Below are 11745 nucleotides of genomic sequence, written 5' to 3' on the forward strand. Positions count from 1 at the left end.
GGGCCATACTGAGACGTGGAGCCATGCCCTTGCACCAGGAGCAGACCATGAGCGCACAGCCCGAGCACGGCTGGGGAGCGATGCCGCTGCCCGAGATCCGGACCGTGGACGACCTACGCGGTGCGCTCAGCCGCTACGGCTTTCCGGGTGACCGGGAGCGCTTTGAGGAGGAGCTGGCCGCCGCCATAGGAGCTTCCCCGACCAACGACTTCGAGGGCGCCGCCGCAGTGGTCCGCGCCTACCGGCACCGGGTTCTGATCAGGAACTCGCCCGAGATCATGGCCGCCCTCGAAGAGGCGCGCACCGGAGGCGGCCCCACGTGAACGAACCGTTGGAGGAGGCCGAGCCTGCGAGGAAGGCGTTCGGCGACCTGACGGAGGGGGAGCGTGAAGTCGTCCGGGAAGCACTCGTGACCATCGGCCGCGACCCGGCGGTCGGCCGCGAGATCCCGGGCTGGCGGCCCCCGTCTGTGGAGTACACCTACACGACACCCCTCGCACGCGGCTCAGCCGAGTCGATCACGGTCGTGTATACGCACACGCCGGGCATGGGAGTGACAGTCGTTTACTACTTCCGTGACCCACAGGTGGTGGACTGAGTCCTGCCCGGGCCCTGACCTCAGGTGCCCAGATCCACCCGCACCGTCAGCAGATCCGTCCCGAGCGCCCGGACCCCGACGCTGTTGACCCGTGGGAGCCGGCGCAGTCGCGCCACCGGGTCGTCGTCGGGGAGCAGGTGGGCCGTGCCGGTGTGCCAGCGGCCCCGGATCCGTACCCGGACCCGCGGATCCGCCTTGATATTGCGGACGTACTGGGACCGTTCGCCGAACTCCGACACCAGCCAGAAGGAGTCGTCGACGCGGCGGCCGCCGACCGGGGTGTGGCGGGGCAGGCCGGAGACGCGGCCTGTGGTCTCCAGGACCGTCTGGAGGGGGAGGCGGCGCAGGACCGGGTTACCGACGCGGCGCTGGAAGGCCGTGGCGGCGCGGAACCTGAGGTCGGCGAGGCGGGGCATCGTCGGTGGGGCTCCTTGTGACGGAAGGGGCGGCGGGATCGTTCGCACGGCTGCTTCAATGGTCGCCCACTCGGCGGGAATCGAGGACGGTGGCTGCGGATGCGGGTCGTGACCTGGAACCTCTGGTGGCGCTTCGGCCCCTGGGAAGCACGCCAGAAGGCGATCATCGAGGTGCTGCGAGACCTGCGCCCCGACGTCGTCGGTCTGCAGGAGGTGTGGGCCGCGGGCGGGGAGAACCAGGCCGAGTGGCTCGCCGACGAGCTGGGCCTGCACTGGGCGTGGGCGCCGTCCCCGTCCCCCGAACGCTGGCGACAACGCCTCGGCGACCCCACGGTCGACATCGGCAACGCGGTCCTCAGCCGCTGGCCGGTCGTCGAGCAGGCGGTGCTGGCACTGCCCGCCCCGGCCGAACTCGCCGACGGCCGCACAGCCCTGTACGCCCGCCTGGCCACCCCCGCCTACGACGTCCCCTTCTTCACCACCCACCTCACCTCGGCCCCGCACGCCTCGGCGGTGCGCTGCGGCCAGGTCACCGCCCTCGCGAGGTTCGTCGCCCGCCACCGCGGCGACACCCCGTTCCCGCCCGTCGTCACCGGGGACTTCAACGCCTGGCCGGACTCGGACGCGGTCCGCCTGTTCGGTGGGTACAAGACCGAGCCGGCCGTACCCGGCCAAGTCCTGCTCGACGCCTGGGAGTACGCCGACCCGGCGGCCCCCTCCGCCACCTGGACCCCTGAAAACCCGTACGCGGCAAGGGTGTTGGAGCCACCGACCCGCATCGACTACATCCACGTGGGCCCACCCGGCCCGGTCGGCGAGGGCCATGTCCGGCACGTACGGCGGGCGGGCGACGGGCCGGTGGACGGGGTGTGGGCCTCGGATCACGCGGCGGTGGTGGCGGACCTGGCGGCGGACGAGCTCGGCACCTGACCGGTCCTGCCCGACTGCCGGATGGCACCCGCCCCGCGGGGATGGCGTGGGAGCCCTGTGCACGGCGTGTGAGCTTCGGAGCGCCCTGCCCGGCGCCGTGTTAACGTCCCGCGGGCATGATCATGTTCAGTGCCCCGCACGGGCAGCCGCGTCGAAGGCGCCGGTACCGCGGGGGCGGAAAACGGGGGAACGGGGCCGGCGATGACAGGAGTCCTGAGGCGGATCGACGAGTCCGCGTCCGAGCGGGCCGAGCGGCTGGCCGGGCTGAGCGACCGGATGCTGAAGGCCGGGAGCAAGAACGACCTGCTCGATCTGATCGACCTGGCGTTCGCCGAGCCCCCGCCGGAGGGTGACCCGGGGACCCTGGAATCGCTGGGCATGCGGTACCGCGACCAGCTCGACGAGGTCATGGGCCTGCACGAGCGGGTCGACAGGGTGGCCCGCAAGGGGCTGCCGGAGGTCTGGGTCGGCGACACGAGCGTCCTCGCCTCGGACGCGGTGAGTGCCGTGTCGCGGGCGGTGTCGGAGATGGCGGAGGCGTTCGAGGGCGGTTCCCGGGCGCTCATCGTCCTGGCCGACGCGATCACGGAGGCCCAGCGCCAGGACAGCGAGGGCCGGGGGAAGTTGCAGCAGGCGCTGTCGGAGATGGGCAGCGACCGCGAAGGCTTCTTCGACGAGTTGCGCGAGAACGACGAGGAGGAGTGGGACCGGGCGAACGCCGCCCACTTCGCCTCCTACGGCGTCGGTCTGATGCGCAAGGCCGTTCTCGCCGCCGGCGAGGCCTGCCGCGTGGCGGCCCGGGACCTGAACAAGTGGGCCACGGAGGCCCGCGCCGGGAAGATGGACACCGACGAACTGTCCGCGGTCGACCGTCTCATGCTCGCCGACACCAGCAATGTGAAGGGCGCGGCCGAGTACAACGAGATCCTCTCCGCGGCCGAGCTGGAGCGCTCGGGCCGGGCCATGGAGAACCTCCCGCCGGCCGACCGGACCCGGATGGAACTGCTCATGGCGAACGCCTCCTCCCCGCAGGAGAAGGCGTATCTCATGAAGGCCCTCGCCGCGGGCCGCGGCGTCGACGAGATCGACGAGTTCGCCTTCAAGATCCAGGGCAAGGACCCGGCGTGGCTGCAGCGGCACCTGTCGCCGATCACCACCGAGGGCGACAGCCTGAAGGACGAGGGGACGAACCCCGACGGGTCCAGCGTCAACATCGACGACCAGATGTTCGACGGTCAGAAGTGGGTCCAGGGCGGCGACGGCTCGGAGGGCACCTGCGTGGCCTCGTCCACCGTCACCGCGCGCGCCATGGTCGACCCCCTCTACGCCCTCGAACTCACCGGCGGGCCCAGCGGTCAGGAGGACGACCCCGGCGCCTTCCGGGAGCGTCTGGTGGAGGAACAGCACCGGCTGCACACGGTAGGCGACGGCGGCGAGAAGTGGACCGGCATGGGACCCGAGGGGCAGGAACGCATCGCCGACGACGCCATCGGCGGCGCCACCGGCGACGACTACCAGCGCCGCGACATGAACAACGCCGACGAGCGCAGGCAGGTCCTGACCGACGTCGAGAAGGCGGTCGCACAAGGCAAGCCGGTCCCGGTCGACGTCAGGAGCGACGACGGCGCCCACGCGATGACCATCATCGGCCAGGAGGGCGACATGCTCCAGATCTACAACCCCTGGGGCACCACCACCTGGGTCAGCGAGGACGACTTCATCAACGGCAACATGGGCAAGGCGTCCAACGGTGAACTCGACGACGCGTACAGCGTCTACGTCCCGCAGTAGGGCGCCGGTCGGCGACGTCTTGAGGATGGTGTGGGAGCCGCGTGCGGGGCGTGTGACGCGAGAACGTCCGCTCCGCCGCCGCGTGTTAGCCTCCCCGCCGACGTGATCAACGGGGGATACGGGGGATGATGATGCCTTCTGGACAGGACTCCACGTCCGCGCGGGACTTCTCGGTCCACAAGAGCGGGCTCACCGGCCAGGCGAAAGAGCTGAACGAGGCGGGCGACGACGCGGGGACGATCCGTACCGCGATCGACTCCCGGGCCTGCTACGCGACGGACGCGCTGGGCGGTGCCGTCTCCGCGGAGGCGATCAACTCCTACATCGGGGCCTGGACGGCGGAGGCCCGCACGATCGAGGACGCGCTGCACGAGCTCGCCGACAAGCTGCACCTGGCCAAGGGGGCGTACTCCGGCAGCGACGGCCTCGTCGAGACCCGGGTCAACAGCGTGAGCGTGGCCGACAGCGAGATGTCCACGATGCCGACCTTCGGCGAGCGGCCCTCGGTGCTGTCCCAGTACTGAGGGCAAGGAAGCGAACTGTGAACCCAACGATGCGTACGGCGTCCACCTCCCGGGGCCGGGGCCGGAGCCGGAGCCGGAGCAAGAGCCGGTCGGTGGTCACCGGGGTAGCGCTCCTCACCCTCCTCGCACTCGCGACGGGCTGCGGAAAGGGCACCGACGAGTCCGCCGAGCCCGGCGAGCCCACCGCGCCCGTGAGTCACCCCACCCAGGACCTCAGTATCGCGGCCAAGGTCGGGGAGCGCTTCACGCTCACCGTCGAGGAGAACGCCTCCACCCGCGAGCACTGGTACCTGGGCGACCCCGAGCCCGACACCTCGGTGGTCCGGAGTCAGGGCGAGAAGAGCGGGTCGGACTCCGGGGACGAGCCGCTGCCCGGCGCGGGCAGCGACCTCACCTTCACCTTCGAGGCCACCGGCAAGGGCAGCACCGAGATCGTGCTGATGCACTGCACGTTCAAGACGACGAACTGCGAAGGCGACGGCAACAGCGCGCCCTCCCCGGAACCGACGCGGACGCAGCAGCAGACGCCGACCCCATCCCCGTCCGCCCCTGCGTCCGCCACCCCGTCCGAGCCCGAGCGGGTCACCTACACCGTCACCGTCAGCTGAGCCGAGGCCCGCGATGAACACGACCCCAGACCACCCGTCCCACACCGACGACGAACTGGCCGGGTTCGACGTCGGCGTGCTCCTGCGCTACGGCCTCACCGCCGACCCCGGCCCCCGCCGCACCGCCCTCTTCGGCGACGGCGCCGCGGCCGCCGCCGTGATCCTCGACCGCCTCGGCACCCAGCCGCGCTCGGTGGCCTTCCTCGCCGAGGTGGTCCGGGCGGGCGGCCTGGCCTACGCCACGGAGCTGCCCGAGCCGTTGCCACGCCCCGAGGCGGCCGCGGTCGTACGCGACTGGCTGGAGGCCGCCACCCAGCTCGCGGGCGGCGCCCCCGCCGACGAGACGGCGGCCCGCTGGCTGGGAGCCGTCGCGACGATCATCGAACTGAAGCACCTGACGAGGGCGCGCGCCGCGCGGAACTGACCCGATCCATGCGGCGTTGCCCGTCGCGGGCCAAGTCGGCGCCGCGCCCGGAAAGATGCCGACCAGTCGGTATGGACAGATGAACGCGGACCCGGTACAGATGGGCCATGCGTATCTCCGTGACGGTCTTCCTGACCGACGAGACGATCACCCCGACCCGGCTCGCCCGTGAGCTGGAGCAGCGCGGGTTCGCCGGGCTGTACCTGCCCGAGCACACGCACATCCCGGTCGAGCGGACCACGCCGTACCCGGCGGGCGGCGAGCTGCCGCCCGAGTACGGCCGCACCCTCGACCCCTTCGTCGCGCTCGGCCAGGCGGCGGCGGTGACCGAGCGGCTCGGCCTGGGCACCGGCATCACGCTCGTCGCCCAGCACGACCCGATCGACCTCGCCAAGCAGATCGCGACCGTCGACCACCTCTCCGGCGGCCGCTTCACCCTCGGTCTCGGCTTCGGCTGGAACGTCGAGGAGGCTGCCGACCACGGCGTCGACTGGCGCACCCGGCGCGAGCTCGTCCGGGAGCGGATGGCGCTGATGCGGGCCCTGTGGAGCGACGAGCCGATGGCGTACGAGGGGGAGTTCGGGAGTGTCCGGGCGAGCTTCGCCCACCCCAAACCCGTACAGGAGCCGCGCGGTCCGGTGGTCGGTCCGCGCACGCTCGTCGGCGGGGCGGCGGGACCGAAGCTGTTCGCCCACATCTGCGAGTACGCCGACGGGTGGCTGCCGATCGGCGGACGCGGCCTGTCGGAGTCACTGCCCGTGCTGCGCGCGGCCTGGGCGGACGCCGGCCGCGACCCGGCGGCCCTCCAGATCGTGCCGTACGCGGTCCACCCCTCGCCGGGCAAGCTCGCGCACTACGCCGAGCTGGGCATCGAGGAGGTCGTGGTCCAGCTCCCGCCGGCCGGGGAGGCGGAGGTGCTGCGGGTACTGGACGAATACGCCGAGTACTTGTAGCCGAGGTGGCGGCAACCAGCCCAGGGGCGCGGGGAACTGCGTGACAAGCCACAACGAACCCGCACCGGGCAACGCACGACAGCCCCCACGAACACCCCCCGACCCTGCTGAACCGGCGGAGCCCCTCCGTATGCTCGAAGGATGACGACTTCCGCGACCTCCGGAACCGGCCCCACCGAGAACTCCATGCGTCGCGCCCTCAAACGCGCCCGGGACGGCGTCGCCCTCGACGCCACCGAGGCCGCGGTGCTGCTCCAGGCCCGGGGCGAGGCCCTGGCTGACCTCACCGCGTCCGCCGCCCGGGTGCGGGACGCGGGCCTGGAGGCGGCGGGCCGCCCCGGCGTCATCACCTACTCGAAGAGCGTCTTCATCCCCCTCACCCGGCTGTGCCGGGACAAGTGCCACTACTGCACCTTCGTCACCGTCCCCGGCAAGCTGCGCCGGGAGGGCCACGGAATGTTCATGTCCCCGGACGAGGTCCTGGACGTGGCCCGCCGGGGCGCCGCCCTCGGTTGCAAGGAAGCCCTGATCACCCTCGGCGACAAGCCCGAGGAGCGCTGGCCCGAGGCGCGCGAATGGCTGGACGCGCACGGCTACGACGACACGATCGCCTACGTCCGTGCCATCTCCATCCGCATCCTGGAGGAGACGGGCCTGCTGCCCCACCTCAACCCCGGCGTGATGTCCTGGACGGACTTCCAGCGCCTCAAGCCGGTCGCCCCGTCCATGGGCATGATGCTGGAGACGACGGCCACCCGGCTCTGGTCCGAGCCCGGCGGCCCGCACCACGGTTCCCCGGACAAGGAGCCCGCCGTACGGCTGCGGGTGCTCGAGGACGCCGGCCGTTCCTCCGTGCCCTTCACGTCCGGGATCCTCATCGGGATCGGCGAGACCTACGAGGAGCGGGCGGAGTCGCTGTTCGCGCTGCGGAAGGTGTCCCGGGCCTACCACTCCGTCCAGGAACTGATCATCCAGAACTTCCGTGCCAAGCCCGACACCGCGATGCGCGGCATGCCGGACGCGGAACTGGACGAGCTGGTGGCGACGGTGGCGGTGGCCCGGCACATCATGGGCCCGGCGGCCTGTCTCCAGGCCCCGCCGAACCTCGTGGACTCCGAGTACGAGCGTCTGATCGGGGCGGGCATAGACGACTGGGGCGGGGTGTCCCCGCTGACGATCGACCACGTCAACCCGGAGCGCCCGTGGCCGCAGATCGAGGAGCTGGCCGAAAGGTCGGCCGCGGCCGGTTTCGAGCTGCGGGAACGTCTCTGCGTGTACCCCGAGTTCGTCCGGCGCGGCGAGCCCTGGCTGGACCCGCGGCTGCGTCCGCACGTACGGGCGCTCGCGGACCCGGAGACCGGCCTGGCACGCCCGGACGCCGTCGTCGAGGGCCACCCGTGGCAGGAGCCCGAGGAGGTCTTCGAGTCGACCGGCCGCACGGACCTGCACCGCACCATCGACACCGAGGGCCGTACGTCCGACCGCCGCGACGACTTCGACGAGGTGTACGGCGACTGGGGCGCCCTGCGGGAAGCGGCCGCCCCCGGCATGGTGCCGCAGCGCATCGACACGGACGTACGACAGGCACTGGCGACGGCGGCCGACGACCCGACCCGCCTCACCGACGAGGAGGCCCTCGCGCTGCTGCACGCGGACGGCCCCGCGCTGGACGCCCTCACCCGCATCGCGGACGACGTCCGCAGGTCGGTGGTCGGCGACGACGTCACCTACATCGTCACGCGGAACATCAACTTCACCAACGTCTGCTACACCGGCTGCCGCTTCTGCGCCTTCGCCCAGCGCCGCACGGACGCCGACGCCTACACCCTCTCCCTGGACCAGGTCGCCGACCGCGCCCAGCAGGCATGGGAGGTCGGCGCGGTGGAGGTCTGCATGCAGGGCGGCATCCACCCGGACCTGCCCGGGACGGCGTACTTCGACATCGCGCGCGCGGTGAAGGCCCGCGTCCCCGGGATGCACGTGCACGCCTTCTCCCCGATGGAGGTCGTGAACGGCGCGACGCGCACCGGGATGTCGATCCGCGAGTGGCTGACGGCCGCGAAGGAGGCCGGCCTCGACTCCATCCCCGGCACGGCCGCCGAGATCCTCGACGACGAGGTCCGCTGGATCCTCACCAAGGGCAAGCTGCCGACGGCGACCTGGATCGAGGTGGTCAGCACGGCCCACGAGCTGGGCATCCGCTCGTCGTCGACGATGATGTACGGGCACGTCGACCAGCCGAGGCACTGGCTGGGGCACTTGAGGACCCTGTCCCGCATTCAGCAACAGACGGGCGGCTTCACGGAGTTCGTGACCCTCCCCTTCATCCACACCAACGCGCCGGTGTATCTGGCCGGCATCGCCCGCCCCGGCCCGACCATGCGGGACAACCGGGCGGTGACGGCGATGGCCCGTCTCCTGCTCCACCCGCACATCCCCAACATCCAGACCAGCTGGGTGAAGCTGGGCACCGAGGGCGCGGCCGAGATGCTCCGCTCCGGCGCGAACGACCTCGGCGGCACGCTCATGGAGGAGACCATCTCCCGCATGGCGGGCTCCTCCTACGGCTCCTACAAGTCCGTCAAGGACCTGATCGAGGTCGCGGAGACGGCCGGCCGCCCGGCCAGGCCCCGGACCACCCTGTACGGCGAGGTGTCCGAGGAACGGCAGCGGGCGGCGACGGTGTCGGACGGGCACCTGCCGGAGTTGTTGCCGGTGTTGGACTGACCAGCGCCCAGCGGAAGGGCGGGCTGACGTGGGGCCGGTGGGATCCGCGGCCGGTGGGCTCACAGTACGATGATCGGACCCCCCGATGGGTGGGGTCCCGTAGCTGAGGAGATGCGTGCCCGTGCCTGCCCGACGGCTTCCCTCGTGGGTCTGGGTGACCGGTCTGACGGTGGGCGCGGCCGTGGCGGTCTCCGTCCTGACCGTACAGGCGGACAAGGGGCCGCACCCCACCGCCACGGCCGCCAGGCCGAGCGCCTCCGCGACGGGCACACAGCCCACGCCCACGAAGTCCGCGGCGCCGACCGCGGTGCCGGACGGGTCCGGCACCGGGCGGCGCATCGTCTACTCCGTCGGGCAGAAGCGGGTCTGGCTGGTCGACGCGAGCGAGGCGTCCCGCCGTACGTTCGCGGTGTGGCCGGGCACGGTCGACCCCGCCCCGGGCACCTACACGGTCGGGACCCGCACGGACGCGACGACGGGCTCGGACGGCGTGCAGATCGAGCACATCGTCTACTTCGCCACCGCCTCCGGCGTCAACGTCGCCTTCTCCAGTGCCGTGGACGGCTCCTCGCCGCCCCCGCCGGCCGAGGGCGTCCAGACAGGCGGCATCCGCATGAGGACGGCCGACGGGGACGCGCTGTGGACGTTCGGCGAGACGGGGACGACGGTCGTGGTGGTCAGCTAGCGGAGCGGGCGCCCGCGTCACCGAGCGGCAGGTTCACCACCAGCAGCACGATCCCGCTGAACACGAAGGCCCGCGTCGCCGCGTCCAGCCCGTTCCAGTCCCCGGACTGCCACATCGCGAACCACTCGCCGCCGATCGCGATGAACCCGGCACCGAACAGCAGCATGACCATCAGCAGCCCGTACGTCGAGATGCGCCGGGCACCCGCGTGGTCCCCGCGCGCCCACAGCCACGTCCCGTAGAGCAGGACGAGCGCGGCCACCGTCTCCCACACGATGATCGCGACGTACGCCGCGTCCTGCAGTCCCTTGCTGGTGATGGCTCTCCACATCAGGTCGTCGTCCTTGAACGTCGTATCCATGGCGAGCACGTGCCGCACGAACTGCTGGTTGGTACCGAAGTCCGTGATGTTCCCGAAGGCGACCAGGAGCATGTAGAGGGCGACGGTGGCGGTGAGAAGAGTGGCGGTGAGGGAGAGAGTGCTGCGTGAGGTTGTAGTGGCCATGGCGGTTATCTTCCCCGCACGGTTCGGTCACCCGGTACGCATTGAGCCAGAATCACGGTGGCCGGTATGCCGTGACGGGGACGCCGAACTGTCCGCGTTGTCAGCCCACTTGAGGTGCCGCGACAAGATCCGGTGCGGCGTGCCCGCCGCCGGGTCGAAATGACATGGTGTGGCTGAAATCCGGCCACATGGGATCACTTTGGTTACTCCCGGCATACCGATTCGCCCCTGAACCCCCCGTCTCCGTTCGATTACAGTGCTGAGCTGTCGTACGTCTGGACGGTTGCCGTGGGAGGTCTTGGTGGGTGCGACGACCGGGGCCGTCTGGGGGCGTTCCGAGCAGCAGGACTTCCGGGGGCGAGTGCGCGGGACCCTGCTCGGGGCGGCCGTCGGGGACGCGCTGGGCGCGCCCGTGGACGGGCTCGGGCTGGCGGAGATCCGGGAGACGTACGGGGCGGAAGGGCTGGTCGACCTCGGGTTCGGGTACGGGCGGCGCGGCGCGGTCAGTCATCTCACGCAGCTCACCCTGTTCACCGTGGACGGGCTGATACGCGCCCAGGTGCGGCGCGACACCGGTGCCTGGCACCCGCCCACCGACGTGCACCGGGCGTATCTGCGCTGGTTCGCCACCCAGCGCGACTGGGGGCCCGACGAGCGGCGCAAGGACGACGGCTGGCTCGCCCGGGAGGAGTGGCTGTACGCCCGCCGGGAGCCCACCCGCTCCCTGCTCCTCGGGCTCGGCGACGACACCATGGGGACCCTGGACGCGCCCAAGAATCCCGCCGAGGCCGGTCCGGAGGCCGCCGCCCGGTCCGCGCCCTTCGGGCTGCTGGTGGGGTGGGAGCCGCAGCTGGTCGTACAGCTCGCCGTGGAGTGTGCCGCGCAGACCCACGGGCATCCCACCGCGTGCCTGGCGGCCGGCGCCTACGCCGTGATCGTGCACGCGCTCGCCCGCAGCGAGAGCCTCGACGGTGCCGTGCAGCGGGCACTCGCCCTGCTCGCCGTCAGACCCGGGCACCAGCCCGTCTCGGACGGGTTGCAGCACGCACTCGGCGCCGTACGCCAGGGGATGCCGGACGCGGCCCGGGTCGAGGAGCTCATCGGGGGCGGTACGGCCGAGGGGCTGCTGTCCGCCGCCGTGTACTGCGCGCTCGTGGGAGAGGACGTACGGCACGGACTGTGCCTCTCGGTGAACCACGACGGTCCCTCCGCCGCCGCCGGGGCGCTGACCGGCGGCCTGCTCGGCGCCCTGCACGGCGAGACGGCCCTCCCGCCGGCCTGGCTGGCCGAGCTGGAGGGCCGTCCCACACTGCTGGAACTGGCCGACGACTTCGCGATGGAGATGACCCAGGGGCCCGCACTCCACGGCCCGGCCGGGGCCTCCCCGGGATGGCTGACCAGATACCCGAGGGCCTAGCCAACCGGCTGCTGCACTGCCCTGCCGCCGAACCGGCCGGCCGTCGAGCCGAGGTGCTGCGTGCCGCCCGGTTGCCGGAGCGCCGAGCTGCTCAGCCGCCGGGCCGCCGTGCCGCCCGGCCGGCCGTCGAGCCGAGGTGCTGCGTGCCGCCCGGTTGCCGGAGCGCC

The 11745-nt window shown here is 71.9% G+C and carries 13 protein-coding genes; 11 read left to right on the forward strand and 2 right to left on the reverse strand.

What is annotated here, in order from left to right; translation table 11 throughout:
* Positions 1 to 47: 47 nt before the first annotated feature.
* Both ACWBNA_RS22325 and ACWBNA_RS22330 read left to right on the forward strand, forming a co-directional pair.
* Positions 48 to 323, forward strand: a complete 276-nt coding sequence (locus ACWBNA_RS22325) for a hypothetical protein (protein ID WP_482706210.1) — start codon at positions 48 to 50, stop codon at positions 321 to 323.
* The gene (locus tag ACWBNA_RS22330) at positions 320 to 598 is read left to right on the forward strand and encodes a hypothetical protein (RefSeq protein ID WP_482706211.1); all 279 of its coding nucleotides are present in this window, start codon (positions 320 to 322) and stop codon (positions 596 to 598) included. The genes ACWBNA_RS22325 and ACWBNA_RS22330 overlap by 4 nt, the downstream gene beginning before the upstream one ends.
* Positions 599 to 618: 20 nt before the next feature.
* On the opposite strand, the gene ACWBNA_RS22335 is transcribed toward ACWBNA_RS22330, so the two are convergent.
* On the reverse strand, positions 619 to 1014 hold the full coding sequence (locus ACWBNA_RS22335; protein WP_482706212.1) for a nitroreductase family deazaflavin-dependent oxidoreductase: 396 nt from the start codon (positions 1012 to 1014) through the stop codon (positions 619 to 621).
* 99 nt (positions 1015 to 1113) lie between these two features.
* On the opposite strand from ACWBNA_RS22335, the gene ACWBNA_RS22340 reads away from it, so the two are divergent.
* The 8 genes from ACWBNA_RS22340 to ACWBNA_RS22375 all read left to right on the forward strand — a co-directional run bounded on the left by ACWBNA_RS22340 (position 1114) and on the right by ACWBNA_RS22375 (position 9656).
* Positions 1114 to 1944 (forward strand): endonuclease/exonuclease/phosphatase family protein, encoded by an 831-nt coding sequence (locus tag ACWBNA_RS22340; RefSeq protein WP_482706213.1) that lies wholly within the window; start codon positions 1114 to 1116, stop codon positions 1942 to 1944.
* 201 nt (positions 1945 to 2145) lie between these two features.
* The gene (locus ACWBNA_RS22345) at positions 2146 to 3735 is read left to right on the forward strand and encodes a peptidoglycan-binding protein (RefSeq protein WP_482706214.1); all 1590 of its coding nucleotides are present in this window, start codon (positions 2146 to 2148) and stop codon (positions 3733 to 3735) included.
* A 125-nt stretch (positions 3736 to 3860) separates the two neighbouring features.
* Positions 3861 to 4259, forward strand: a complete 399-nt coding sequence (locus ACWBNA_RS22350) for a hypothetical protein (RefSeq protein WP_482706215.1) — start codon at positions 3861 to 3863, stop codon at positions 4257 to 4259.
* Between the two features lie 92 nt (positions 4260 to 4351).
* Positions 4352 to 4867, forward strand: coding sequence for a protease inhibitor I42 family protein (locus tag ACWBNA_RS22355; protein ID WP_482706216.1), 516 nt, complete (start codon positions 4352 to 4354; stop codon positions 4865 to 4867).
* A gap of 13 nt (positions 4868 to 4880) precedes the next feature.
* Entirely contained in the window at positions 4881 to 5291 is a 411-nt protein-coding gene (locus tag ACWBNA_RS22360) for a hypothetical protein (protein ID WP_482706217.1), read from the forward strand.
* 107 nt (positions 5292 to 5398) lie between these two features.
* The gene (locus tag ACWBNA_RS22365) at positions 5399 to 6244 is read left to right on the forward strand and encodes an LLM class F420-dependent oxidoreductase (RefSeq protein WP_482706218.1); all 846 of its coding nucleotides are present in this window, start codon (positions 5399 to 5401) and stop codon (positions 6242 to 6244) included.
* Positions 6245 to 6385: 141 nt separating this feature from the next.
* Positions 6386 to 8971, forward strand: a complete 2586-nt coding sequence (locus tag ACWBNA_RS22370; RefSeq protein WP_482706219.1) for a bifunctional FO biosynthesis protein CofGH — start codon at positions 6386 to 6388, stop codon at positions 8969 to 8971.
* Positions 8972 to 9086: 115 nt separating this feature from the next.
* Positions 9087 to 9656 (forward strand): hypothetical protein, encoded by a 570-nt coding sequence (locus tag ACWBNA_RS22375; protein WP_482706220.1) that lies wholly within the window; start codon positions 9087 to 9089, stop codon positions 9654 to 9656.
* Here the strand turns inward: ACWBNA_RS22375 and ACWBNA_RS22380 are convergent.
* Positions 9649 to 10161, reverse strand: a complete 513-nt coding sequence (locus ACWBNA_RS22380) for a DUF2165 domain-containing protein (protein ID WP_482706221.1) — start codon at positions 10159 to 10161, stop codon at positions 9649 to 9651. The two genes, ACWBNA_RS22375 and ACWBNA_RS22380, sit on opposite strands and share 8 nt — an antisense overlap.
* A gap of 301 nt (positions 10162 to 10462) precedes the next feature.
* Between ACWBNA_RS22380 and ACWBNA_RS22385 the strand changes: the two genes are divergently transcribed.
* Complete coding sequence (locus ACWBNA_RS22385; RefSeq protein ID WP_482706222.1) at positions 10463 to 11578, forward strand: ADP-ribosylglycohydrolase family protein; 1116 nt, start codon at positions 10463 to 10465, stop codon at positions 11576 to 11578.
* The last annotated feature ends 167 nt before the right edge of the window (positions 11579 to 11745 follow it).

The organism is Streptomyces sp. Q2, assembly GCF_056820935.1.

Excerpts from the sequence above, each read along its gene's own strand:
- ACWBNA_RS22350 (WP_482706215.1), top strand. The coding sequence starts at position 3,861 with ATGATGATGCCTTCTGGACAGGACTCCACGTCCGCGCGGGACTTCTCG.
- ACWBNA_RS22335 (WP_482706212.1), bottom strand. The coding sequence starts at position 1,014 with ATGCCCCGCCTCGCCGACCTCAGGTTCCGCGCCGCCACGGCCTTCCAG.
- ACWBNA_RS22365 (WP_482706218.1), top strand. The coding sequence starts at position 5,399 with ATGCGTATCTCCGTGACGGTCTTCCTGACCGACGAGACGATCACCCCG.
- ACWBNA_RS22360 (WP_482706217.1), top strand. The coding sequence starts at position 4,881 with ATGAACACGACCCCAGACCACCCGTCCCACACCGACGACGAACTGGCC.
- ACWBNA_RS22340 (WP_482706213.1), top strand. The coding sequence starts at position 1,114 with ATGCGGGTCGTGACCTGGAACCTCTGGTGGCGCTTCGGCCCCTGGGAA.
- ACWBNA_RS22325 (WP_482706210.1), top strand. The coding sequence starts at position 48 with ATGAGCGCACAGCCCGAGCACGGCTGGGGAGCGATGCCGCTGCCCGAG.
- ACWBNA_RS22345 (WP_482706214.1), top strand. The coding sequence starts at position 2,146 with ATGACAGGAGTCCTGAGGCGGATCGACGAGTCCGCGTCCGAGCGGGCC.
- ACWBNA_RS22370 (WP_482706219.1), top strand. The coding sequence starts at position 6,386 with ATGACGACTTCCGCGACCTCCGGAACCGGCCCCACCGAGAACTCCATG.
- ACWBNA_RS22380 (WP_482706221.1), bottom strand. The coding sequence starts at position 10,161 with ATGGCCACTACAACCTCACGCAGCACTCTCTCCCTCACCGCCACTCTT.